This window comes from Neobittarella massiliensis (ex Bilen et al. 2018), from assembly GCF_900289145.1.
Lineage (GTDB): Bacteria > Bacillota > Clostridia > Oscillospirales > Ruminococcaceae > Neobittarella > Neobittarella massiliensis.
Window position 1 is genome coordinate 281,807 of record NZ_OKQO01000004.1, and the last position, 25,129, is coordinate 306,935.

Annotated in this window: 20 protein-coding genes, 4 tRNA genes, 1 pseudogene and 1 riboswitch; of the genes and pseudogenes, 17 read left to right on the forward strand and 8 right to left on the reverse strand. The window is 55.1% G+C overall.

Annotation, left to right across the window (positions count from 1 at the left end; all coding sequences use genetic code 11):
• Nucleotides 1-3 precede the first annotated feature (3 nt).
• The 5 genes from mfd to C6Y32_RS07315 all read left to right on the forward strand — a co-directional run bounded on the left by mfd (nt 4) and on the right by C6Y32_RS07315 (nt 6,993).
• Entirely contained in the window at nt 4-3,450 is a 3,447-nt protein-coding gene (gene mfd, locus C6Y32_RS07295) for a transcription-repair coupling factor (protein WP_105204642.1), read from the forward strand.
• Nucleotides 3,451-3,602: 152 nt separating this feature from the next.
• A complete protein-coding gene (locus C6Y32_RS07300) occupies nt 3,603-4,649 on the forward strand; it encodes a hypothetical protein (RefSeq protein ID WP_105204643.1) in 1,047 nt (348 codons plus the stop codon).
• Between the two features lie 130 nt (nt 4,650-4,779).
• Nucleotides 4,780-5,979, forward strand: coding sequence for a transglutaminase domain-containing protein (locus C6Y32_RS07305; RefSeq protein WP_105204644.1), 1,200 nt, complete (start codon nt 4,780-4,782; stop codon nt 5,977-5,979).
• 31 nt (nt 5,980-6,010) lie between these two features.
• Complete coding sequence (locus C6Y32_RS07310) at nt 6,011-6,349, forward strand: Smr/MutS family protein (RefSeq protein ID WP_475600678.1); 339 nt, start codon at nt 6,011-6,013, stop codon at nt 6,347-6,349.
• 68 nt (nt 6,350-6,417) lie between these two features.
• Nucleotides 6,418-6,993 (forward strand): AAA family ATPase, encoded by a 576-nt coding sequence (locus C6Y32_RS07315; protein WP_370738812.1) that lies wholly within the window; start codon nt 6,418-6,420, stop codon nt 6,991-6,993.
• A gap of 134 nt (nt 6,994-7,127) precedes the next feature.
• On the opposite strand, the gene C6Y32_RS07320 is transcribed toward C6Y32_RS07315, so the two are convergent.
• Nucleotides 7,128-8,030, reverse strand: a complete 903-nt coding sequence (locus tag C6Y32_RS07320) for an LCP family protein (protein WP_105204647.1) — start codon at nt 8,028-8,030, stop codon at nt 7,128-7,130.
• A gap of 250 nt (nt 8,031-8,280) precedes the next feature.
• Nucleotides 8,281-8,449: riboswitch (Lysine riboswitch) on the forward strand.
• 128 nt (nt 8,450-8,577) lie between these two features.
• Between C6Y32_RS07320 and C6Y32_RS07325 the strand changes: the two genes are divergently transcribed.
• Together C6Y32_RS07325 and C6Y32_RS07330 are read left to right on the forward strand one after the other, a co-directional pair.
• Nucleotides 8,578-9,993: an APC family permease gene (locus C6Y32_RS07325; protein WP_105204696.1), complete on the forward strand. Its 1,416-nt coding sequence runs from the start codon at nt 8,578-8,580 to the stop codon at nt 9,991-9,993.
• A 1-nt stretch (nt 9,994) separates the two neighbouring features.
• Entirely contained in the window at nt 9,995-11,608 is a 1,614-nt protein-coding gene (locus C6Y32_RS07330; RefSeq protein ID WP_105204648.1) for an amidohydrolase, read from the forward strand.
• Nucleotides 11,609-11,682: 74 nt separating this feature from the next.
• On the opposite strand, the gene C6Y32_RS07335 is transcribed toward C6Y32_RS07330, so the two are convergent.
• The 5 genes and pseudogenes from C6Y32_RS07335 to C6Y32_RS07350 all read right to left on the reverse strand — a co-directional run bounded on the left by C6Y32_RS07335 (nt 11,683) and on the right by C6Y32_RS07350 (nt 16,881).
• The gene (locus C6Y32_RS07335) at nt 11,683-12,261 is read right to left on the reverse strand and encodes a hypothetical protein (protein WP_129589409.1); all 579 of its coding nucleotides are present in this window, start codon (nt 12,259-12,261) and stop codon (nt 11,683-11,685) included.
• 225 nt (nt 12,262-12,486) lie between these two features.
• Nucleotides 12,487-13,872, reverse strand: a complete 1,386-nt coding sequence (locus tag C6Y32_RS07340; protein WP_105204650.1) for a TrpB-like pyridoxal phosphate-dependent enzyme — start codon at nt 13,870-13,872, stop codon at nt 12,487-12,489.
• Between the two features lie 547 nt (nt 13,873-14,419).
• On the reverse strand, nt 14,420-15,025 hold the full coding sequence (locus C6Y32_RS15640; protein ID WP_279386208.1) for a cytidylate kinase-like family protein: 606 nt from the start codon (nt 15,023-15,025) through the stop codon (nt 14,420-14,422).
• A gap of 39 nt (nt 15,026-15,064) precedes the next feature.
• Nucleotides 15,065-16,270, reverse strand: a pseudogene (locus tag C6Y32_RS07345) (cation:proton antiporter); the annotation flags it as partial.
• Nucleotides 16,267-16,881 (reverse strand): TetR/AcrR family transcriptional regulator, encoded by a 615-nt coding sequence (locus tag C6Y32_RS07350; protein WP_105204652.1) that lies wholly within the window; start codon nt 16,879-16,881, stop codon nt 16,267-16,269. The gene C6Y32_RS07350 and the pseudogene C6Y32_RS07345, both read right to left, overlap by 4 nt.
• 134 nt (nt 16,882-17,015) lie before the next feature.
• Here C6Y32_RS07350 and C6Y32_RS15355 point away from each other — a divergent pair, with 134 nt between their 5' ends.
• Entirely contained in the window at nt 17,016-17,195 is a 180-nt protein-coding gene (locus tag C6Y32_RS15355; RefSeq protein ID WP_164998176.1) for a hypothetical protein, read from the forward strand.
• A gap of 177 nt (nt 17,196-17,372) precedes the next feature.
• Here the strand turns inward: C6Y32_RS15355 and C6Y32_RS07355 are convergent.
• Nucleotides 17,373-17,457, reverse strand: a tRNA-Tyr gene (locus tag C6Y32_RS07355).
• A gap of 40 nt (nt 17,458-17,497) precedes the next feature.
• Nucleotides 17,498-17,573: transfer RNA gene (locus tag C6Y32_RS07360), tRNA-Thr, on the reverse strand.
• Nucleotides 17,574-17,968: 395 nt separating this feature from the next.
• Here C6Y32_RS07360 and argH point away from each other — a divergent pair.
• The 9 genes from argH (at nt 17,969) to C6Y32_RS07405 (ending at nt 25,042) form a co-directional block, all read left to right on the forward strand.
• Nucleotides 17,969-19,303 carry an argininosuccinate lyase gene (gene argH, locus C6Y32_RS07365; RefSeq protein ID WP_105204653.1) on the forward strand — a complete coding sequence of 445 codons (1,335 nt, stop codon included), beginning with the start codon at nt 17,969-17,971 and terminating at the stop codon, nt 19,301-19,303.
• Nucleotides 19,304-19,316: 13 nt separating this feature from the next.
• Nucleotides 19,317-20,063: an aspartate/glutamate racemase family protein gene (locus C6Y32_RS07370; protein WP_105204654.1), complete on the forward strand. Its 747-nt coding sequence runs from the start codon at nt 19,317-19,319 to the stop codon at nt 20,061-20,063.
• 49 nt (nt 20,064-20,112) lie between these two features.
• Complete coding sequence (locus tag C6Y32_RS07375; protein WP_164998177.1) at nt 20,113-20,943, forward strand: transporter substrate-binding domain-containing protein; 831 nt, start codon at nt 20,113-20,115, stop codon at nt 20,941-20,943.
• Between the two features lie 597 nt (nt 20,944-21,540).
• A complete protein-coding gene (locus C6Y32_RS07380) occupies nt 21,541-22,206 on the forward strand; it encodes an amino acid ABC transporter permease (RefSeq protein WP_105204656.1) in 666 nt (221 codons plus the stop codon).
• The gene (locus tag C6Y32_RS07385; RefSeq protein ID WP_105204657.1) at nt 22,193-22,915 is read left to right on the forward strand and encodes an amino acid ABC transporter ATP-binding protein; all 723 of its coding nucleotides are present in this window, start codon (nt 22,193-22,195) and stop codon (nt 22,913-22,915) included. The genes C6Y32_RS07380 and C6Y32_RS07385 overlap by 14 nt, the downstream gene beginning before the upstream one ends.
• 30 nt (nt 22,916-22,945) lie before the next feature.
• Complete coding sequence (locus tag C6Y32_RS07390) at nt 22,946-23,812, forward strand: polysaccharide deacetylase family protein (RefSeq protein WP_105204658.1); 867 nt, start codon at nt 22,946-22,948, stop codon at nt 23,810-23,812.
• Between the two features lie 2 nt (nt 23,813-23,814).
• Nucleotides 23,815-24,669 carry a polysaccharide deacetylase family protein gene (locus C6Y32_RS07395; RefSeq protein WP_105204659.1) on the forward strand — a complete coding sequence of 285 codons (855 nt, stop codon included), beginning with the start codon at nt 23,815-23,817 and terminating at the stop codon, nt 24,667-24,669.
• A gap of 194 nt (nt 24,670-24,863) precedes the next feature.
• Nucleotides 24,864-24,940 (forward strand) — tRNA-Pro (locus C6Y32_RS07400).
• Nucleotides 24,941-24,957: 17 nt separating this feature from the next.
• Nucleotides 24,958-25,042, forward strand: a tRNA-Tyr gene (locus C6Y32_RS07405).
• The last annotated feature ends 87 nt before the right edge of the window (nt 25,043-25,129 follow it).

The following is a 25,129-nucleotide window of genomic DNA, read 5'->3' on the forward strand; positions in this document are numbered from 1 at the left end:
ACCATGGAATTTTTTCACAGTATCCTGCAGAACTCGGGTCCCTATCAAAGGTTAAAAGACGCACTGAAAGACGAAAATACCCCCATAGCGGGGTACGGGCTGTCTACGGTGCACAAATCCAACCTGGCCATGGCCGCTTACTGCGACCTGGGCGGGCAATTTTTGCTGCTCTGCCCTGACGAGCGCTCGGCCGAGCGCACCTGTGACAACATCAACAACATGTACGGCAGCCTGCTGGCCCAGGTGTATCGGCAAAAAGATTTTGTATTTCGGCCTATCGAGGGGGCCTCGCGGGAATTTGAGTACAGTCGCCTGGCAGTGCTGGGTGGCATACTCGACGGCAGCTGTAAGATCGTGGTAACCACCGCCCCGGCGGCGCTGCAACACACGATACCACCACAGCTTTACCGGCAAAACAGTTTTGAGGTGGGTCAGGGCGACGAGCTGCCGGTACAGCAGCTGGCTGCGCGGCTGGTGGCCAGCGGGTATATCCGCCGGCCGCAGGTAGATGGTCCAGGTCAATTTTCACTGCGGGGCGGTATTCTGGATATCTTTCCCCCGCAGGCGGCGCAGCCGCTGCGCCTGGAGTACTGGGGCGACGAGATCGATACCATCTGCACTTTCGACCTACTGAGCCAGCGGCGCACCGACCAGCTGGAGAAGATAGCCATCACCCCGGCCAAAGAGGTGCTTATACAGGAGCCGGAAGACCTGGTAAAGCAGCTGCAAAAACTGGCCGCCAAGCAGAAAAACGAGCAGCTGGCGGCAGATATCGAGCGGGCACAAAACGGTGTGGAGATCGTGGACATTGACCGCTATATCGGCCTATGTTACCCGCAAGGAGCAACGCTGTTTGACTATTTAGAAGACGCAGTGGTATTTACCAGTGAGCTAAACGATATTTTGGTAGAGCTCGACAACTTTCTGTGGCAGATGGGAGAGGATATCCAAACGCTCCTGGAAGAGGGGCTACTGGTAGAAAAACTCACCACTTTTTGCGGTGATAAGGGTTACCTGCTGGGGCAGTTGGGCCGGCGGCGCACCGCCTTTTTAGAGACTTTTTCCCGCCCCATCCCCGACTTTGCCTTAAAAGATCTGATCGATTTTACCGCTATCTCTACCTCCTGCTGGAGCGGCCAGATGCAGATGCTGCGCGAGGAGATCGACGGCCAGTTGGAAAAGAGCTACTGCCTGTTAATTTTGGCCGGCACCGAAAAATCAGCTCGTACGCTGGCCCACGACCTGCAAAAAGACGGCTATAGCGCCCAGTATACCGAGAGCGGCAAAGATATCGTGGCCGGGCGGATATACGTGGCCACCGGCAGCTTGTCGGCGGGCTTTGAGTACCCCGAACTGCGAGTAGGGGTCATCACCTATCTGCAGACCAATGTGGGTGCCGGTAAGCGCCGGGCCAAAAAGGTGCGCAAAAAAGATGCTATAACTTCGCTGGAGGACATCACCAAAGGCGACTACGTGGTGCATATCGCCCACGGTATCGGCCAGTTCGACGGGGTGACCCAGCTGGAGATACAGGGGGTAAAAAAGGACTATTTAAAGATCAAGTACTCGGGCAAAGACGTGCTGTTCGTGCCGGTGACCCAACTCGATCTGGTGTCGAAATACATCGGCCCCAAAGAGGATAAGCGGGTAAAGCTCAACCGGCTGCACTCCACCGAGTGGCAGAAGACCAAACAGCGAGTATACGCCTCAGTGCGCGACATGGCTGACGAACTCATCGCACTGTATGCCTCCCGCGCTCAGGCCAAAGGCTTCGCCTTCTCTGCGGACAACGACTGGCAGCGAGAATTTGAAGAGCGCTTCGAGTACGCCGAGACCGACGATCAGCTGCGATGCATCCAGGAGATCAAACAGGATATGCAGTCTCTTCGCCCCATGGACCGCATTTTGTGCGGTGACGTGGGCTTTGGCAAGACCGAAGTGGCGCTGCGGGCAGCATTTAAATGTGTGCTCGACTCCAAGCAGTGCGCCATTTTGGTGCCCACCACCATCCTGGCTTGGCAGCACTATCAGAACCTGCTCAAGCGCATCGGCGACTTCCCGGTAAAGGTAGAGCTGCTCTCGCGCTTTCGCAATGCCAAGCAGCAGCGCGAGATCATCCGTCAACTGCGCACCGGCGAGGTGGATATCGTGGTGGGCACTCACCGCCTCATCCAAAAAGATGTAAAGTTTAAAGACCTGGGACTGGCCATCATCGACGAGGAGCAGCGCTTTGGCGTGGCTCACAAAGAGCGGTTCAAAGAGGCGTTTAAGGGGATCGATCTGCTGACGCTGTCGGCCACCCCCATCCCCCGCACCCTGAACATGGCTATGTCGGGCATCCGCGACATCTCCATCATCGACGAGGCGCCCCAGGACCGCCACCCCATCCAGACTTATGTGGTGGAACACAGCGACGTGCTGGTGGCCGACGCCATCAAAAAGGAGCTGCGCCGTGGCGGCCAGGTCTATTATCTGTATAACAAGGTGGAATCGATCGAGAGCCGGGCGGCCAAGATCGCCCAGATGGTCCCCGGGGCCAGCGTGGCTTTTGCCCACGGTAAAATGACCGAGCGGGAACTGTCGTCGGTGTGGTCGCAACTGCTTGACGGCACCATCGACGTGTTGGTTTGCACCACCATCATCGAGACCGGAGTGGACGTGGCCAACTGCAACACCCTCATTATCGAGGACGCCGACCGACTAGGTCTGTCGCAGCTATATCAGATACGCGGCCGTGTGGGCCGCTCCACCAAGCGGGCCTTTGCCTACTTTACCTTTAAGCGGGGCAAGGTGCTCACCGAGATCGCCTCTAAACGGCTTACAGCCATCCGCGAGTTTACCAGTTTTGGATCGGGCTTTAAGATCGCCATGCGCGACCTGGAGCTGCGGGGCGCCGGCAACCTGCTGGGGGCCCAACAGCACGGCCATATGGAGGCGGTGGGTTACGATATGTACCTGCGCCTGTTGGCCGAGGCGGTGAGCGAGAAAAAAGGCGAGGAGCGGCCGTACAAGAATGAGGAGTGCCAGGTGGATATCCAGGTGGACGCCTATATCCCTGAGACCTATATCGAGAGCCTGCCCAGCCGTATCGATATCTATAAAAAGATCGCTGCCATCGCCTCGCGGCAGGAGGCAGACGACGTGCTCGACGAGATTATCGACCGCTTTTCCGACCCGCCGCGCAGCGTGCTGGGACTCATCGATGTGGCGCTTTTGCGCAACCAGGCGGCAGGGCTCGACATCACCGAGATCGTACAGCGGGAAGATACCATCTATTTCTATATAGGCCGGCCGAATATGGACCGCATCTCGCGGGCGCTTTCGGGGGGCACCGGCGCCAAGAATATCGTCTTTAACGCCGGTCAAAAGCCATATTTGGCCGCGCGACTGGCAGCGGGCCAAAAGCCTATCGACCTGATCAAAAAAGTGTTGGCACTGATGGAGAAATAGCCGCCTAGCCGGCTATAGCTGGCTAGGTTTGCCTTTACACCGGGCGCGAAAATTGCTATAATAACAGGCAAAGTATTATGGGGCCATAGGGCCCTGCAGAATGTTAAAAATTCCCGCCGGCGGGCTGCCGGCGTTGAGGGGGAGACCTAGAAATGTCGATAAAGAAAAAGCTGCTGGCACCGCTGGCGCTGGTACTGAGCTTGGTGATGGCCGGCTGTACCTTTGGCACCCATTTTGGCACCGTGGCCACGGTGGGCGACGTAAAGATCACCGACGGTATCTACCTGTATTATCAGTACACCGCCTATGGCGAGGCGCTCAGCGCGGTAGAGGACTCGGAAAAGAGCCTGTTTAAGCAAAAAGTCGGTGATCAGACCGCTTCTGAGTACATTGTGGACCGCACCAAGACCCACTGCGCCTCCTACGCGGCAGTCGAGCAGCTGTTTGCAGAAAAGGGGCTGGAGCTCACCGACAGCGATCGCGATTACGTCGATGCCGCTGTGGCCCAGAACTGGCCCTCAGGTCAAAAAGTGATGGAGAAAAACGGCGTGAGCGAAGCCACGTATAAGCTCATCGTAGAAAATGCCGTCAAGTCCACCAAGCTGTTTAATGCCCTGTACGGCGAGGGCGGTGAAAAGGCAGTGACCGACGAGGAACTGCTCACCTACACCAGAGAAAATTATATGCGCATCCGCTATTTTGAGATCCCAAAACTCGACAGCAACAGCGCCTCCATTAGTAAAGACGGCGTAAACCAGATGTTGGGGTACGCTCAGCAGGGCGTGACCGATGCCAATGGCGGCAAGGACTTTGCCCAGGTGGCCAGCGACGTGATGGCCCAGTGCCTGCCGGTAGGCGGCTACACCGTGAGCGAGGGGGCCGACTATATCGGCGCCACCTATGTCTCTTACAGCGAGGACGGCACCAACTTCCCGCTGGCGTACGTGAAAGCCATGAAAGACACGGCGGTGGGCAGCTACGGCTACTACGAAGGGGCCCAGTACATCTACGTATTTCAGCGGGTAGAGGTCGACAGCGACCCCGAGGCGTATGCCAGCTACAAGACCAGCCTGTTAGCGGCAATGAAGCAGCCCGAGTATGAGACGCTGGTACAGGAAAAACAGGACAGTCTGGAAGTAAAGATCAGCGAAGAGGCTCTGAAAAAGTACACCCCTAAAAAGGTGAAGTACGAGAAGTAGCCTGCCATTGACAAAACTATACGGCGCAAAAGAAAAAACGGATGCACCGCTCCGTTTTTTCTTTTACCCATTTGCCCATTTATTCGGTACACCGTGCTGGGCAGCGGGTATGATACCTTGGGAGGACACATTGCAAAAAAAAAGCCATCGCCGCTACAGACACCTATTCGTAAGCCTGCTGGCCCTGCTGCTCTTGACAGCGCTGACCGGCTGTCAGCTGGGAGACAAAGTGGAGGGCCTGCTCGGGCCTGAGGCCGACCTCATCGTGGCGGGTGAGGATATCGACGCTAAACTAGAGGCCAAATATGGCCGCACCCAACTCAGTGGTGACGAGCAGATCCTCTACGACGCACTGTATACCGCCGTCGCCTCGCGGCAGGACGAGGTGCGTATAAAGGGCGATATCACTGCGGAAGAACTGGAACGGGTATACCGCTACTATTTTTCCGACTCGCCAGAGCACTTTTGGATCGAGGGGTATCGCTATGTGACCCGCACCGAGTCGGGGCGGGTAAAGAAAGTACTGCTGGATTACAGCGGTACCCGGGGCGAGATCGAGGCCCAGTCCTCGCAGCTACAGCAAAAACTGGAAGAGCTCGACAGTCAGATGCAGGGACAGCCGGGTGATTTTGAAAGAAGCGTGTTCGTCAGCGACTATCTGTCAGCCACACTGCAGTACGATACCGAACAGGCCGCTGGTGCCGATGCTTACACCGCCTACGGGGCGCTGGTGCAGGGGCAGGCGGTATGCCAGGGGTATGCCAAAGCCGCTCAATTGTTGTTTCAGCAGGCGGGCATGGAGTGCCTGTATGTGCGGGGCGAGAGCCGTGGTGAGCGCCACGGCTGGAATATCGTCAAGCTGGAGGGGGCGTACTATCATCTGGACCCGACTTGGAACGACATTCAGTTCGAGAGCTCTGAGCAGGAACAAGGGGTGCGCAATCACACTTATCAAAACATTACCACCGCCGATATTTTGCGCGACCACCAGATCGACGACAGCGAGAACTATCCTCTGCCCGACTGCAGCGAGCAGGCGCTCAACTACTATGTGAAAAACGGGTTGCAGGCTGCTGATTTTGAGCAGATCGCCGACCGGGCCGCCGAGGTTGCGGCCCAAAACATCGCCGCCGGCGAGGATTACCTGGAGCTGCGTTTTGGCAGTAAAGAGCAGGCTTTGGAGCTGGTGGAGTCGCGCAACGCCATGGGTCGGCTGCTGGGTGATATCAACTACCGGCTAAACGACGTACAGCTGAGCTACGCTTACTCGTACTATCTCAACGAGGAGCAGTCCACGGTGCAGATCTACTTTCAGCGGGCCGAGAGTTGACTGCATACCAGAGGAGGGGCGGACATTGGCAGTGGATACAGTAAATTTAGAAGAGGGCCGCCCCTTTGTAAAAGAGGCGCTGGAACACATGGAACGCGCACTGGAGCGCTCGAAGAAGAGCGGCTGTAAAGTGCTCAAATTTATCCACGGCTACGGCTCCAGCGGCAAAGGCGGCAAGATCAAAAAGGCAGTGCGCCAGCGGCTGGGCGAAAAGCTGGCCGATGGCGAGTTGCAGGCGGTGATCTACGGCGAAAACTTTACCCTGTTCGATGCCGATACCCAGCGCGCGTTGGCCAAATACTATTTTTTGGCCGGAGACAGCGATATGGGCCGTATGAATTTGGGCATTACTTTCGTGGTATTCAAATGAACACCGCTGTGCCTCCTCAAAAAGACTTTGAGCCCGGTTCTGGCATAAGCGGTGGATGTGCGATCTTGGTGGCGGGTATACCGGCAGCGGGCAAGACCCGTTTTGCCTGCTGGCTAGGCAGTGCCTGGCAGCTGCCCTGCCTATCTAAAGATGGCGTAAAAGAGTTGCTCTTCGATCAGTTGGGCTTTGAGAGCAGGCGACAGAAAGTGGCGTTGGGCGCAGCAGCACAGGCAGTCTTGCTCGATTTTGCCGCGCGCCAGCTAGAAGCCCAAAACAGCTTTATTTTGGAGAACAACTTTGAAGACAGCTCGATCCAGCCACTGACGCAGCTGCTGGATCGGTATGGTTGTCGGGCAGTGACGGTGCGTTTTGGCGGCGATATCGAGGTACTGTACCATCGCTTTATTGCCCGCGACAAGTCACCACAGCGCCACCGCGGCCATGTGGTGAATGCCGTCTACCCCGAAGTAGGACCCCCGCCGCCCTATGTGCCTATGGGATTAGCAGCCTTTACCGCTGGTGTACAGACCCGCGGCTTTGACCGCTTTGCCGTACGGGGGCCAGTGATCCCGGTCGACTGCACCGATTTTGCTCAGGTGGATTATAAAGAGATCGCCCGGAAAATAAAAGAGGTATTAGGGTAGCTGCCGGCGCAGATAGAAAGCGCCGGTCGCCACCGAAAATGACTCGTAAAAGCCCCCGGCACAGCTTACTTTGCCTGTGCCGGGGGCTTTTATTGAGGTGAGAGATACGGAGTTAGAGCAGATCTGCTCAACTGTTAGTCGGGTGACGACACAGTAGGTGTCTCTTTTTGGAGGCCCACTCCAAAGTAGTCCCGCAGTACGCTGCCGTGCAGGTCGGGCTGATAGTCGCCATTTTCGTCGCAGTAGATCTGTGGTGTGGTCACTGTGCTGGAGCCGGTAACCAACACCTCGCGCAGAGCGGCCTGTAGATCGGGGATATCGATGGAGGCGATATCGGTCTCGATATTGTCGGCTACCCCGGTAAAGGTATCGGCCAAACGCTCGACTTCGTCGCGGTTAAAATAGTGTTCGATATAGGCCTTGATGAGCTGTAGGCGCAGGGTATCTTTTTCCTGCCCCTGCAGATCGCAGTAAGAGAGATACCCCAGGCAGCGGCTGCCGTCGAGCCGCTGCCGCCCGTAGAGCAGTTTGAACTGCAGCAGACCGCTCTGCTCACTGTAGTGGTAGATGTTTTCGTGTACGTCAAAGTCTACCGGTCCAAAACTGTCGGCCAGAGCGATCAGCGAGGCATCGGTCAGATCAACATAGTAGTCGGTCTTTAGACCGGTGAGCTGCTGCAGACTCTCGATAAACTGGCCCACCCCATTATAGGCATATGCCTGGCGCAGGTCGCCGGTGCGGGTACCGAACTGTACCTTCCACGACAGGGGAATATTGGTCACCAGCAACTGCCCCTGTGCGGGGGAGATGCGCACCAGCTGGCAGCTCTGGGGCAATCCCCGCCGGTCGGTGCGGTGCAAAAACAGGATATTTACATCGTCGGCAGTATCGGTGTCAGCCGCTGCCTGCTGGGCGTCAGATGCTGCCGGCTTTTCCTGTTTGGGCATAAACAGCAACCACGACAGTCCAAATACCAGCCCAATAGCGGCCAGGCTTAGGAAGAAACTCTTCCAAAAGGTCTTTTGTTCCGGGCGCATGGGCGCACCTCCCCTCGTCCGGTAGTATGGGACAAAATGGGCCGTATCATGCGGGCAAACAAAAGTAGAGACAGCGGCTGGCGCCTACTGGTCGGGGGCGCCGGCCCGGTGAGAGCGCCATCCTATCAGCACTCGGCGACATAGGGGATCGCTGGGGTGATAGTATTTTGTCACTTTGTGGCGCTCATGGTCAAAATGGGGCTGCTGACAGCTGGACAAGCTGGCCCCGGTATGGTATATTTGTACCAGAAAAGTTGGTAGAGGCGCAGTGCGGATGAGTACCGCGGCACAGGGGGCACCCGGTGACGCCGCGGAAAAGGCCAAATTGCCGAAACTGGCTGCCGGGCGCGGCAGATCAGTTGGGCGCAGGGAAAACATCTCTGTGACTCCTGTTTTTTAACAGAGGCGCTATCGGTGAAAACGGCTATATGCCCGCAGGGCCTATGGAAAAGTTGCATCGGTGGGGTGCAGCTTTTTTATTTTGCCGTGTAGGCAAAAAGAGGAGTAGCGGCGCGCATCCGCGCCGGGAGAAAGGATGTTTTTTCTTATGGCAAACACACAGGATACCCACTTAAAGGAACTGCAGTCTGAAAAGACCGAGTTCAAGCGCGAAGTGGGGCTGTTCGGCGGCGTATCGGTGCTGGGCGGTATCATGATCGGCTCGGGTATCTTCTACCTGGGCAGCTACGTGCTGATGCGCGCGGGCATGAGTCAGGGTCTGGCTCTGATCGTGTGGGTGATCGGCGGCCTGGTGATCCTGGCCTCGGGCATCTGCTACGCCGAGCTGGGGGCTATGATGCCCAAAGCCGGCGGCGGCTATGTGTACCTGCGCGAGGCATACGGTGAGCGCACCGCTTTTATGAGCGGTTTTTCAAACTTCATATTGGGCTCTTCGGGCTCGATCGCCGGGCTGGCCATTGCCTTTCCCGAGGCCATATCCAGCCTGGTGCCCATCAGTGCGCTGGGCTGTAAGGTCATCGCCATCGGTATGATCCTCTTGCTCACGGTGATCAATGTGTTCGGTATCAAGATGGGCAGCATTATCCAGAATATCTTTATGGTGCTCAAGCTGCTGCCCATTGCGGCCATCATTCTCTGCGGTCTGTTTATGGGCAAGCAGACCCCCAATTTAAGCCCCATGCCCGCTTCTAATCCCAGCGTATTCCAGCTCTGCGGCATGATCGCCTTTGGTGTAGTGGCTACACTGTGGGCCTACGAGGGCTGGACCAACCTGAACACCATCAGCGAGGAGATCAAAAATCCCCGCCGCAATCTGCCGCTGGCTATCATCATCTCCATCTGCGGCGTCATGGTGGTCTACGTACTGTTTAACCTGGCTATCTACCGCACCGTCCCCTACGCCACCATCGAGACGATGCTGGCCAACGGCGACTTTTTTCTGGGCACCCAGGCCGCCAAAGAGCTGTTTGGCAATCTGGGCATGATCGTGGTGGGCTCAGCTATGGTGGTGGCCATCTTCAGTGCCCTCAACGGCTGTGTGATGGTGTTCCCCCGCTCCTACTACGCTATGGCCAAAGACGGCGCTTTCTTTAAGAGCGTGGGCAAGCTGCACCCCAAGTACAAAACGCCGGTCAACGCCCAGATCGCCTCGGCCATCGTGTCTATTGCTCTGGTGATGGCCCGCGACCTCAATCAGCTGACCAGCCTGGTGGCTTTCAGCGGCATGCTGTTTAACACGCTCATCTTCTATGCAGTCATTCGGCTGCGCAAAAAATACCCCCATATGGAGCGGCCGTACAAGGTGTGGGGCTATCCGGTGCTGGTGATCGTCACCATCCTCATCACCATTGGCCTGCTTATCAACACCCTGATCGAGGACCCGGTCACTTCCCTGATTGGTCTGGCAGTGCCGGCAGCCGGCCTTGTCATCTACGAACTGGTATTTAAAAAGAGCCGCCAGGCAGTGCTGGCTGCTCAAAATGCCGAGAAGGAGGATAACTAACATGGGCAGACTCATCACCAACGCCAAAGTATATGTAGAGCGCGAAAAATTTGCACAGGCGGTGTATATGGAGGACGGTGTCATCAAGGCAGTGGGCACCAACGAAGAGGTGCTGGCCGTAGCCCCGGCCGGTACGCCCCAATACGACGCCGGCGGCCGCACCGTGGTGCCCGGTTTTAACGACAGCCACATGCATCTGTACTTTGTGGGCGAGAACTTAGAATCTATCGATCTGCACGGCGTCACCTCGATGGCCGAGGCCAAGCAGATCGCGCGCGACTTTATCGCCCGCACCAAGCCCGCGCCCGGCACTGTGCTGCACGGAACCGGCTGGAACCAGGATTACTTTACCGATGAGCCCCGCATGATGGACCGGCACGACCTGGATGAGATCACTACGGAATATCCCCTCATTTTAGAGCGGGCCTGTGGTCATGCCCTCACGGCCAACTCGCTGGCCATCCAACTGGCCGGGGTCACCAAAGATACCCCGCAGCCCGAAGGGGCCCAGTTCGATGTGGATGAAAACGGCGAGCCCAACGGCATCTTTCGTGAGACAGCGGCCAATTTGGTGATGTGCCTGCGCCGCGACCCCACGGTAGAGGAGATCGAGCACACCCTGCACACCGCTATGGAGCATGCCGCCGAGTGGGGCATCACCTCGGTGCAGACCATGGATGTGCGGCCCGGTGCCTATAGAGATATGCTGCAGGCCTATCACAACATCCAGTCGACCCACCCCACATTGCGGGTCTATCACCAGTGTAATTTTATGGCCCCCGACGAGTACCGGGAGTTTTTAGAGCAGGGCTATATTACCGGCAGCGGCGACGCCTTTAATAAGATCGGGCCGCTGAAGCTGTTTGTAGATGGCTCGCTGGGCGCCCGCACTGCGCTGATGCGCGCACCGTACGCCGATGACCCGTCGACTACCGGTATCCAAACGCTCACCCAGCAACAGACCGACGAGCTGGTTCAGATAGCCGATGCCGCCGGCTGTCAGGTGGCGGTGCATGCGATCGGCGATGCAGCCATCGAGCAGGTGCTTAACAGTTACGATACGGTCTGCGGGGATGGGGAGAACCCCCATCGGCACGGCATCGTCCACTGCCAGATCACCGATCGGGCGCTGGTAGAGCGCTTTACCCAAAACGATATTTTGGCTTATATCCAACCCATCTTTTTACACTACGACATGACGGTGTTAGAGAGCCGGGCGGGCAAAGAATTGGCCGCGACCAGCTATGCTTTTGCCACCATGAACCGGTTGGGCATCCACAACAGTTTCGGTACCGATTCGCCGGTGGAAGACCTGAATACCATGCACAACATCTACTGTGCAGTGACCAGAAAAAATCTGGCCGGCACCCCGAGCGGCGGTTTTTATCCCGATGAGTGTGTAGACGTGTACGATGCGGTGGATGCCTACACGGCAGCCAGCGCTTACGCCAGTTTCGAAGAGGATGTGAAGGGCCGCATCAGGCCCGGGTACTATGCCGATCTGGCAGTGCTCAGCGAGGATATCTTCACCATCGACCCCGAGCGCATCAAAGATGTAAAAGTCGACGCCACGATATTGGCCGGTGAGTTCGTCTATCAGCGAAAAGATGTCTGATCGGCTCTATAAATAGAAAGAGGGACGGGACCTATGGCGGTCCCGCCCCTCTTTCTATTTATAGTCTATTCTATCTACAGCAGCGGCGATAGCAGGTGGATGAGAAGTAGCGCTGCCAGCGGTACTGCTGTACCACCGGCCAGTTGGGCCGATGTATGCCGCCCGGTGTGCAGACTGGCCCACCACACCAAAACCAAGAGCACCGCCCCCGGAAGCAGCGCCGGCACTCCAAAGTAGCAGAGCAGTGCCACGGGCCCAGCGGCACCACAGGCATGGCCGCTGGCCTTTTTACCGATGAGCTTGTTGACCGCCAGTAATAGTAACCCAGAGAGCAGATACTCAGTATACACGATCCACATAGCCCGGGTACCGCGCAGCAGTGCGTTGCCCGCACACCCCAGCAGATAGCCGATAACGGCGAACACCATAGCTAAGCTGCGCTGACCCTCCCGTCCGCGGTCGCGAAAACCGGGAATATATCGCTGCAGGGGGTAGGCCAGCAGCGGCAGCACCGTCAAGCACAAAAGCCCCCACTGCAGTGGAGGGGCTCCTCCTATCAGCTCGGGCCGGCAGCAATACAAAACGCCCAGCATACAGCCGGCCAAAATAGGGGCTGCAGTAGCGACGCGTATCCATCGAGAAAGTTTGTCCACAGCACTTTACCTCCTGCTCTGGTATAGGGCGGTCATATTCAGTAAGGGCCCGCTCTCTATAAATACCAGTATACACCAATTTGCCCACAGACAACAAAAAAGCGTTTTCCTGGGCCTTATCTGCAAGTCAAGATAAGAAGATAGATAAACAAAAAAAGAGAGGCAAACGCCATCAGCGCTCGTCTCTCAGCAGTGTGAAAATAAAGAGAAGGAAAAAGGGGAGGTTCAGTTCATGCTGCCGGGGAACTGGGGCAGACCGGCAAAACCTCGTGCTAGGTCTTCATCGGTGGGGATATAGTCGCTCATCTCGCCGTTGTTATAGCGCTCGTAAGCGGTCATATCGAAGTAGCCGGTACCGGTGAGACCGAACACGATGGTCTTTTCTTCGCCAGATTGTTTGCAGGCCAGTGCCTCATCCACCGCCACTTTAATGGCGTGGCTGCTCTCGGGAGCAGGAAGGATGCCCTCGATGCGGGCAAACTGCTCAGCTGCGGCAAACACCGCCGTCTGTTCTACGCTGCGGGCCTCCATAAGACCGTCGTCATAAAGCTGCGACAACACACTGCTCATGCCGTGGTAGCGCAGCCCGCCGGCATGGTTGGGAGCGGGGATAAAGCCGCTGCCCAGCGTATACATTTTGGCTAGCGGACAGACCATACCGGTGTCGCAGAAATCGTATGCGTATTTGCCCCGGGTCAAGCTGGGGCAAGAGGCCGGCTCTACGGCGATAAAGCGGTAATCTGCTTCACCCCGCAGCTTTTGTCCCATAAACGGGGCGATGAGTCCCCCCAGATTTGAACCGCCGCCGGCACAGCCAATGATGATGTCTGGGGTGATATCATATTTGTCCAGAGCAGCTTTGGTCTCCAGACCGATGACCGACTGGTGCAGCATCACCTGCGACAGCACACTGCCCAGCACGTAGCGGTATCCCTCGCGGGTGGTGGCGGCCTCCACCGCCTCTGAGATAGCACAGCCCAAACTGCCGCCAGTACCGGGGAACTCGGCCAGTATCTTGCGGCCTACGGCGGTGGTGTCAGACGGAGAAGGGGTGACATCAGCCCCGTAGGTGCGCATCACCTCACGGCGAAACGGCTTTTGTTCGTACGAGACCTTGACCATATACACCTTGCAGTCGAGCCCAAAGTACGCACAGGCCATCGAGAGGGCCGTGCCCCACTGGCCGGCGCCCGTCTCGGTGGTGACGCCTTTTAGCCCCTGCTTTTTGGCGTAATAGGCCTGGGCGATCGCACTGTTTAGCTTGTGGCTGCCACTGGTATTATTGCCCTCAAATTTGTAGTAGATCTTGGCCGGAGTACCCAGTGCCTGTTCCAGCCGGTAAGCGCGCATCAGCGGAGCAGGCCGGTACATTTTGTAGTAGTCGCGGATCTTACTGGGGATGTCGATAAAAGGGGTGGTATCGTCGAGCTCCTGCGCCACCAGTTCCTCACAGAACACCGGCGCCAGGTCGGCGGCGGTCATGGGCTGCAGAGTCTCGGGATTTAAAAGCGGTGCGGGCTTGTTTTTCATGTCCGCGCGCAGATTGTACCACTGGCGGGGCAGCTCGCTTTCAGACAGGTAGATCTTGTAAGGGATGTTTTGGTTTGCCATAGTATTTGTCTCCTTTCCAAAATATGCGACTCTTGCGGGACAAAGGCAAACAAAAAAGCCTCTGTCCCTGCATACTGCCGGGACAGAAGCTGTAAAAACACTCCTGCGGTGCCACCCTGCTTGGCGCTCGTCTGTGCAAACAGCACTGCGCCCACTCGCCGCGTACAAACATACGCCAGACATTTGTTAACGGAGGTCTCACTCCGGCGCGCCTACTTTTCTTTTGCTAACCAGAAAAGTTCGGGTTGCTCTCAGAAGCCCATTCACTGCTGTCTTACCGCGCTGCGATCTCACCGCCCGCAACTCTCTTGGCCGGAAGGCACAGCAGTTACTTCCTCTTCCTCGTCGATTTAATCTGTATTTTAGCACATGACGGACAAATGTCAAGGTTTATTTTTAAAATCATATCGCCCAGCAAAGGTGATCAGATAGGGGTACTTCGCTCAGTCTGACCATTCTATGCCGATTTTTAATCAGTGTGACTGTGCACCTAAAAGCGCTCTGCCCCACCCGGACAGAGCGCTTTTTTACATGGATCATCCCTTATCTACGGCTCTTGGGTGGCGGCAGACAAAGAGCGATAGACGTCTTTTAAGATCTGCACACAGCCATCGATCCCCAATGCACTGCTGTTGAGACAGATGTCGTAGTTGTCGGCATCGCCGAATTGACGCCCGGAGTAAAAACTGTAGTAGGAAGCTCGACGCTTGTCGGTCCTCTCTATATCCGCCAGAGCATGATCGGTCGTCTCGTGATAGGTATGGATGAGCCGGTGTTGGCGGCTCTTGCGATCGGCATAAATAAATACCCGAATTACATTTTGTCGGTCCTTGAGGACCTGATCGGCACAGCGGCCTACAATGATGCAGGAGTTCTCGCTGGCGATCTGACGAATGATCTGTGACTGGTGTAAAAATACCTGATCATCGACCGAGAGACCCTGTCCGACATCGCGGGAGAGCCCATCTAGTAAACTGCCCGCCCAACGTGTCTCGGCCTCTTCAAAAAAGCTCTGGTCGATCGTACTGGAATTGACGGCCCGCTCGATGATCTCGTGGTCGTAAAAAGGGATCTTTAACTGCTGTGACAGCTGGTGCCCGACCATACGCCCACCGCTGCCGTGTTGGCGGCTGATGGTAATGACCGGCGGCAGGGGTACTGCGCTGACGTTGTTGGTGGCCTCTTGCCGATCAAACTCGCCGGCCCATTCAAACCCCTTTTTGGCCATGACGACGGCGATCACCTCGTTGATCACCGCGGCGGCCGCGATCGTGCCCTGAATGATCTTGGCGCAGGCCGGTGCCGGCCCCGCCAGCACCGATACGGCAATACCGGTAAACACCAGCGATACACCGGAGTGGGGCAGCAGCGTAAGGCCGAGATAGTTGCGCACAGTTTTGGGAGACTTGGTCACCGCAGCGCCAAAAAAGGCGCCAAAGTACTTTCCGAATGCCCGGGCGGCGATGTAGATCGCTGTGTAGAGCCCCGCCCCCAGGATCAGGTGGTAATCCAGCGGTGCACCCAAATTTAGGATGACGACGATCATGGCCACCCCGAGAATGGGATTAAAGCCCTGCATGATCTGATCCAGCCGTTTTTCAGAGACCATATTCGAAAATGTAGCTGAAAAAGCCATACCGATCAACATAAAATTGAGCACCGGTCGTGGCAGCAAATCATTGCACCAAAAACCCACCCCAGAGGAGAGGAGGATCATCGCTATCAGCAAAGCTAAAGTGGGGCCTGCGCCCCGCTCTTTTTTCAGCACCAAGCCGGCCAACAGGCCGGTGACGACGCCAATAATCAAAGGAAGCAGCACTACCAGCACGATCATATAGGTTGGTAGCTCTCCCGCCGACAGATTGCCCGCCACGATGGCGATGGTGCTAAAAAATACGATACAGCCCACAATGTCGTCCAGCGCCGCCATAGGGATAAGGGTGGCGGTCACCGGCCCCTCTGTTTTAAATTCGCGCACGATAGAGAGGGCCGGTGCCGGGGCGGTGGCCAGAGCGATACCGCCAAAGAGAAACGCCAGGTATAGGGGTATACCGGAAAAATAGAACACGATACCAAATACCAGCGACACGACTAGGAATGTGCCAATAGATTGGGTGAGCGTGGTGATGATGATTGCTTTTCCCGAACGCCTTATCTTGCGCCACACCAGTTCGGTACCGATCATCAGGCCCACAGCACACTCTAAAACATGCATGATGCTCTGATACCAAACGGCATCGAGCAGAGTGTTGCTCACGAGAGAGACCGCGTGGGGGCCTAAGATCATGCCGGCGATCAGCCAGCCTAGGATCGAGGGCAGCTTGAGTTTCGACACCAATTTACCGGCCACAAAGGCCAGCGCAACAGCGGCCAGCAGCCGCAGAAAAAGCAAGATCATTTTTGTATCCTCCTCTCGGCGATACCATATAACATAAAATCGAGCATTTTTGCCAGGCGGCTCTCGTGGTCAGCCACCAGTACCTGTAGGTCTTTGCCCACATAGGCCGGGCTGCTAAAATAGCCGTTAAACATCTCCTGCATGACTTCATAATACGCTATAGCGTCATCCTGCGTAACGCCCGGCCGCAGCGTCATTTTAGACAGTGCCGCCTGATATATCTTTTTGTTGAGACAGTCAAAGTCGGCTTTGGCCTCGCGTATCTGTGCCGCCAGCGGTGCTGGTGGCTGAAGGACTGCTTCAAAAAAAATTCTGGCGCACAGCGGATGCTGAGAAAAATACCGAATGCGCAGCTGCATATACCGCTCTAAGTCATCTCCGATGTCCTGATCTTTTAAATATGCAGTCACTTCGGCAAAGCAGCACGATACACAGGCCAGATACAATGCATCTTTACCGGTAAAATTGTGGTAGAGCAACCCCTTAGATATTTCATGGCCACTGCAGATGTTGTTGATCGCCGCGGCACTGTAACCGACAGTGCCAAATTCTTCTATGGCGGCGCCGACGATCCGCTCACGCGTCCGTTCTGTCTTCTCCTGTTTTTTCACCAAAACACCTCTGAACTAAAATATAGACTAGATGGTCTATATTTTATTATAACAATTACAGACCGTTCGGTCAATATTACTTGGGGCTTTTACACCAGGGATATCCTGCAGCTACAAACAGGAGCATGGCAGTATTGTCTTTAGATAAACAGGCGCATATTTGGTTGCTGGATCTACCCGGCAAGGTGTGCATAGCCGTCGTATACACAAAGAGGAGAGCTGTGCCGAGTGGCGGCCATTTTGTAACGCTGGATGTGGACAAAATACTTTTTCGTAAAATGCATGGGGAACGTGTAAATGCGGCTGGAAAATGAGTCTTTTAATTACTATTTACATTTGCGCACGTGCATCAGACAGTAAAAAAGACTGGACCGAAGTGGCACAGCCTTTTTTACTGAGAGGGACAAGCGGTTTAGATACCGCCTCAAACGCGAGCATTTTGCGTTACTAAAAGAAAAAAGCTGCGGTGTGCAATGCACACGCCGCAGCTTTGGTGGTGGAGGATGGATTCGAACCATCGAAGTCACTGACAACAGATTTACAGTCTGCCCCCTTTGGCCACTCGGGAACTCCACCATATTTTATTTTAGTAGCCACATTGGCTGGCTCTATCTTATGGAGCTGGTGGACGGACTTGAACCCCCGACCTGCTGATTACAAATCAGCTGCTCTACCAACTGAGCTACACCAGCGAATATGACAACAACGTGAATTATATCATCTACCTATTAGGTTGTCAATGTCTGAGGGAGAATTTTTGCGACCATCATGCTTATCTTTTTGTAACCCATAGGCTGTTCATCCAGGTAGGCTACAAAGTTAGCCGCGATAAAGAGTTTTACTCGATTGTGGATAGAGATACAGATATACACATCCGTACAATTTGTATGTTATGAATAAATATTTTAATATACAACTAAATATACAATAATTAAAGGCATTAAATACAAAAAATGGAATATATATAGCTTCATAAATGTATAATTACTAGATAAATAGAAAATTCATCGCAATCTATTGCAATTATTATAAAATATATCGTATAATTATGCTACTTTAAAAAACATACAGCAGAGAGGGCTTTAAAATGGAGCATAAAACAGTTACCAAACTGTGGGGCGGTCGTTTCCGCCAGGACGAAAACGAGCTGATGGAGCAGTTTAACAACAATCTCTCCAATACGACCTGGCTGTGTGGGCCAGACATCCAGGGGAGTTTGGCCCATGTAGCTATGCAGGTAAAGTGTGGGCTGCTCACCGTCCAGGAAGGTGAACAGATCGCACAGGGCCTGCAGGGTATCCTGGCGGACGTACAGAGCGGTGCCCTGCAGATGACCAACGCCTACGAAGATGTGCACACCTTTGTAGAGGTACATCTTATCGAGCGCATCGGCGATGTGGGTAAAAAGCTGCACACCGCCCGCTCCAGAAACGACCAGGTCAATACAGATATGAAGCTATATGTAAAGCAGCAGACGGCGTACGTTATTGAGCTGGTGGAGAAGATGCAGCGCACACTACAGGAAAAAGCGGCGCAAAACCCCTGTATTATGCCCGGCTATACCCATCTGCAGCGGGCACAGGTAGTCACCTTCAAATACTATCTAATGGCTTACCACGGTATGCTCCAACGCGATAAAAAGCGGCTGCAGAGAGCACTGGACAACATGGATCTGTCGCCGCTGGGCTGTGGAGCACTGGCCGGTACGACACACCAGATCGACCGTGCTTTTACCGCTGAACAGTTGGGTTTTAGCGGCGTGTATGCAAACTTTATCGACGGGGTCAGTGACCGCGACTACCAGTTGGAGGTCATGTCTGCCTTTAGTATCCTTATGATGCACCTCAGCCGTCTCAGCGAGGAGATCATCCTCTGGAGCTCGCAGGAATTTGGCTTTATCAGTCTCGACGACAACTACACCACCGGTTCCAGTATCATGCCTCAAAAGAAAAATTCAGATGGGGCCGAACTCATTCGCGGCAAGACCGGCAGAGTATACGGCGATCTGATGGGGCTGCTCACCGTAATGAAGGGGTTGCCACTGGCCTATAACAAAGATATGCAGGAGGATAAAGAGGCCTTTCACGACAGTCTGCAAACGGTCATCTTATCGCTCTGTATGATGGAGCGAATGATCGCCACGCTCACTGTGAAAAAAGAAAATATGGAAAAAGCGGTCAAAAAGGGCTTTCTCAATGCAACGGAGGTAGCCGATTACCTGGTGGGGAAAGGGATCCCCTTCCGTGATGCCCACGGCATCGTCGGCCAGATCGTCATTTACTGCGAGGACCACCAAAAAGCTATCGAGGAGCTGCAGCTCTCAGAATTGCAGCAGTTTTGCCCCGTGTTCGATGATGGCATATATCCCTATATCGACTACCACAATATCCTGAAAAAAGGCATTAAAAAAGAGATGCTCTAGAGGGGACTTAACTATGCGCATCAAGTTTATAAACCCCGATTCTGGTCTCGATCGCCAGCAGTTGGCGGTTCGTGAGGCGCTGCTGTTGACAACAGCCAGACCGGATACCCAAATATCGATGATCTGCCCCCAGTGTACCGAGGTCTGCATCGATTCCGACTTGGATGTGGCGGTTGCGGCCCCCGAGATCGTGCAGCTGGCACTGGATGCCCAACAGGAGGGGTACGACGCAGTGGCGCTATACTGTTTTAGCGATCCCGGTCTGGCTGCCTGCCGCGAGGTGCTCTCGATCCCAGTGCTGGGTGGGGCCCAGTGTTCGCTGGCGCTGGCCACCCAGTTGGGCTATCACTTTTCGGTACTCACCACCGACGAGCGCCGCATCCCCCAAAAAGAGGCTTTTGTCCGTGCATTGGGTTATGGCAGCTTTTTGACCTCGGTGCGCAGCGCGCAGCACAGGCCAGATCAGATACGCACCGCCACTGGCGATGACCAGCTGATCGCTCAACTGGCCGAGGCGGCAAAAAAATGTGCCGCCGACGGGGCCGACACCGTGATCTTGGGCTGTCTCAGCTTTGCCGGGCTGGCGCCACAGGTCTCGGCGCTGGTCGGCATCCCGGTCATCGACCCCGCTATGGTACTGGTAAATACCGCCGAGATGCTGGTGGCCCAGTCGCTCTCCCACAGCAAGCGCGCCTACCCCACGCCACCCCGGTCGCCCCGGTGTTGGAAAGCGGGAAAGATCGACTTGTCGGCACAGTAGAGCCGACGGTTTTACAAACAATATCTGTATGAGAGAAAGAGGAGTTTTTATGAAACTGAAAAAAATACTTGCCCTGTTGGCGGCATCGGTACTCACTCTGGGGCTGTTTGCCGGCTGTGGCGAAGAGGCCAAAGAGACCGGTGCTGCGGGAGGTGACAGCTCAAAGCCCCTGTCTGGCAAGCATTATGTTATCGCCCTGAGCGCCTCGTTTAAAAACTTTGAGTCGGTCACCGTCGATGAGGAGGGGAACGAGACCTACGAAGGGCTGGATATCGATTTTATCGAGCAGCTCTCAAAAGATCTGGGCTTTACCTACGAGATATCCAACATGCAGTTTTCCGGGCTGATCGGGGCGCTGCAGTCCGGCCGGGCCGACATGGTCATCTCCGGAATGACCGCCACGGATGAACGCCGCAAAAATGTGGATTTTTCGATCGGCTACATCCAGGCCCGCGATGCCTTTTTGGTCAAAAAGGGCTCCGGTATCACCACGGTAGACGATCTGACCGGTAAAAAGATCGGCTGCTCTACCGGTACCTCATACGAAGACATGGCCCGCCGGGTGCCAAATGCCCAGGTGTCAACATTCGACGGCCAGCCCGCGGTTTTGCAGGAGCTGCTCAATGGCCGTATCGACGCCATGTGTACCGACGGTTCGCTCATCGACGGTTTTATGAAACAGTACGATGAGATCGACGGTTTTATGGTACCGGTCGACAGTTCGCTGAGCGAAGGAGTGGCCAAAGAGTTCGCGATCGCTTTCCCCAAGGATTCAGAGCTCAAAAAAGTTTTCGACGAGGAGATCCAGACACTTAAGGACAACGGCACGATGGACCAGATCATCGTCAAATGGCTGGGAGAGGCATATATCGGCGAATAGCTTTTTGCGCAATAGGTCACCCGAAATTCAGGTAAAGATAAGACCCACCCTCCCGCCAGGCAGCGCAAAAAGTGTAAGAACAGCTCTCGGAACACAGTTCCGCGCGCCGCGAAGCGGCAGCGCTGTTCTTACAGCCACAGGGTCGATTTGAGAGTGAGCTTTTTGCGCAATAGGTCACCCAAAATACAGGAAAAAGATAAGACCTATCCTCCCGCCGGGCAGCGCAAAAGTGTAAAAACAGCTCTCGGAACACAGTTCCTCGCACCGCGAAGCGGCAGCGCTGTTCTTACGGTCACAGGGCCGATTCAAGGGTGGGCTTTTTGCGCAATAGGTCACCCAAAATACAGGTAAAGATAAGACCTACCCTCCCGTTAGGCAGCGCAAAAAGTGTAAGAACAGCTCTCGAAACACAGTTCCTCGCGCCGCGAAACAGCAGCGCTGTTCTTGTGGCTGACGATACGCTTTTTGGCGAAAAATTGGATATTTTCCATCACATCCTAGTGTAAAAAAGATCTCAGCGCCGATATCGGCATTTCGCGCAGGCAGAGCCAGGCGGGCAGCCGTCTGGCTCTACGCTGCGGCCAAAGGAGAGAGAACGTGAACTTAGACTTTAGTGTCATTCCCAAATACATGCCGCTGTTTTTTAAGTCCATCGGCATGACCTTACAGATCACCGGCCTGTCCCTACTGTTGGGCTTTGTCATCGCCATTCCGCTCACGCTGTGCAAGATATCGCGCAGCAGAGTGTTGCGGGGCATCGCCTACTTCTACACCTCCATATTCCGCGGTGTTCCCCAGCTGGTGCAGCTGTTTTTGGTGTACTTTGCCGTCCCCCAGCTATTTGCCTACAAGATCACCGCCATGCAGGCCAGCGTATTGGCTTTTGCCTGCAACTCGGCCGCCTTTTTGTCAGAGAACCTGCGCGGTGGTATCCAGGCAGTAGATGCGGGTCAGCGCGAGGCGGCCATCGCTCTGGGGGTACCCTATCCGCGTATGATGTGCGATATCATCTTTCCCCAGGCGATCAAGAGCACACTGCCCAGCGTCATCAACGAGATCATCAACCTGCTCAAAGGTACTTCGCTGGTGGCCACCATCGGTCTGGTAGATATTATGCGCACCGCCCAGCTGGTAATGAACTCCACCTATAAGGCGTTTGAACCACTCTTGGTATCGGCGCTCATCTACTACATCATCGTCATGCTGCTGACGCTGCTGGCCCACCTGGTTGAGAGGAAGGTACATAAGAGTGATAAGCGTTAAAAATATCTATAAGGAATTTGGCGCGCTGGAGGTGCTCAAAGGCGTGTCGCTGGATATCCACAAAGGGGAGATCGTGGCGATCATCGGTCCCTCCGGGTCGGGAAAATCCACCTTGCTGCGGTGCATGAATTTGCTCGAAAAGCCATCTGGCGGCTCAATTTTTATCGACGGGCAAGATATCACCCAGAAAAAAGTAGACCTGATGTCGGTGCGCGAAAAGGTGGGGATGGTATTCCAGCACTTTAACCTCTTTCCCCACATGACCGTGTTGGGCAACATGACATATGCCCCCCGCAAAGTAAAAAAAGTGCCGCCCAAACAGGCCGAGAAAAAGGCGCTGCAGCTGCTGGCGCAGGTTGGACTGCCCGACAAGGCCAACGTGTACCCCGATACGCTTTCTGGCGGGCAGAAGCAGCGGGTGGCCATCGCCCGTGCGCTGGCCATGGACCCGGAAGTCATCCTGTTCGATGAGCCCACCAGCGCCCTGGATCCCGAGATGGTAAAAGAGGTGTTGGGAGTCATCAAAAATCTGGCCGATACCGGCATCACGATGGTACTAGTGACCCACGAGATGGGCTTTGCCCGGGAACTGGCCGACCGCATCTGCTTTTTAGACGAAGGCATATTGGTGGAGGACGCGCCGCCCGATGTGTTTTTCTCCACCCCCAAATCTGACCGCGCCCGTGTGTTTTTAGAGAAGGTGCTCTAACAGCACCTCACGATAGAGAGGACGACCTATATGCAAGCTGTAAAATGGCCCCACGGCTGCAAGAGCGCGGCCATGTTTACTTTTGACCTCGACGGCGACATCATCTGGCAAAACATGTCGTCTGACGAGCCCAACGCCGATAAACTCATCCGCGCACGCTCGGTGGGCCAGTACGGCCCTAACCGCTGTGTGGATATGATCCTGGATCTGCTCGACAAGTACGGGGTAAAGGCCACTTTTTTCGTTCCCGGCTACGTAGCCGAGCACAATCCCGCAGTTGTGAAAAAAATACATGCCGCCGGCCATGAGATCGGCAATCACGGCTATACCCACGAGCGCTTTGTGGAAAAAACGCGGGAGGAGCAGATCGAGATCATCGAAAAGACCCAGAAGATCATCAAAGATATCACCGGCACGGCGCCGGTGGGCTTTCGCACCCCGTCGGGCGATTGGGCGGTAGACACCCCCTACCTGCTGGAGGAGCGGGGCTTTTCCTACTCCAGTTCCATGCGCGGCGACGACCGGCCCTACCGCACCGTGCTCGATGGCCGGGTAACCGACTTTATCGAGATTCCCTCCAAGTGGGAACTGGACGATTATGTGGCGCAGGCCTACAATATCTATCCGGCTGAACCGGCAGGCCTCGACCGCATCTCCTGTTACCGCAATGTACAGCAAAATTACCTGGCCGAATTTGCCGGTTACCACCGCTATGGGCTGTGTATCTCTTTCCTCATGCACCCACAGATATCCGGCGCACCGGGCCGCAATCAGATATTGGAAGAGATACTCAGAGAAGTCACCAGCCACCAAGACGTATGGGTGGCTACCGGCAGCCAGATCGCCGACTGGTGGCGGCAGACATACCCGGCCAGAGCAGTAGGGAGGGATAGATAAACATGTATACACAGCACCCCAAATGGCCGCAAAACATCCAGTGCGCAGCCATGATCACCGTCAATCTCGACGCCGAATACTTTTGGCTGCAGCTGGATGAACGGGCGGCCCACATGCCTAAAACGCTTTCGATGGGCCAGTACGGCATGACGCGCGGACTGGGCCGGTTACTGGATATCTTACAGAGCTTTTCGATCAAGGCGACCTTTTTCGTCCCCGGCATCGTGGCCGAAAAATATGCCGGCTACATGAAAGACATCGTGTCTGCCGGACACGAGATCGCCTGCCACGGCTATCTGCACGAGAACTTGTCGCTGTTTGACCGCGCCCAACAGCAAGAACGGCTCAAAAAAGCGGTGGCCGCTATCGAAAAGTACAGTGGCGTTTCGCCTCGCGGTTTTCGTGCCCCCGAGGGGGACCTCACCCTGGAGACGCTGCAGATCGCCCACAGCTTAGGCATGTGTTATTCCAGCGACCTGAGCGATGACGACCGCCCCTACTTTATGCCGGTAGACGATGCCGGCACCCAAATGCTGCAGATACCTATCCAGTGGGCCAACTTCGATTTCCCCTATCTGGCCTTTAACTACCGGCCGGCTTTTCCCACCGGTCAGGGCAGGGTAGCACCTTACAGCAGTATGCTCTCGAACTGGAAGGATGAGTTTACCGGCCACTACACCCATCACCTGTGTTACGTCATGCAATTAGATCCCCAAACGATCGGTAACCCCGGCCGCTCAGCCATACTCGAAGAGTTTTTGACCTTTGTCAAAGATAAGCCCGGGGTGTGGTTTGCTACCGGCAGCGAAATGTACGACTACTGTCGTCAAAATGAGTCGGAGATCCTGCACCGGTAATGGTAAAAAGGTGCTGCTGTCGACAGTCAGCACCAGATAAAAAAGAGCAGCACCGTGCTGCTCTTTTTTATCTGGAAGGAAATTTGTGAAAAAGCAAGGTGAAAATAGGAAAATGCCGTTGACTTTTTGTTCTGGATACGATAAAATTAAAAAGCTGTAGTTACGGCCGTGAGCTACAACTGCGCACTGTGTACCGAGGCGTAGCTCAGTTTGGTAGAGTGCCTGGTTTGGGACCAGGATGCCGCAGGTTCAAGTCCTGTCGCCTCGACCATTTAAAACCAAATATGCGGTGGAGTTCCCGAGTGGCCAAAGGGGGCAGACTGTAAATCTGTTGTCAGTGACTTCGATGGTTCGAATCCATCCTCCACCACCATAAAAAAGCCTGTACCCATCGGTACAGGCTTTTTTATGCATCCAAGTACAAAGTATCTGGCCCAATATATGGTGTGTCGCCACCTGC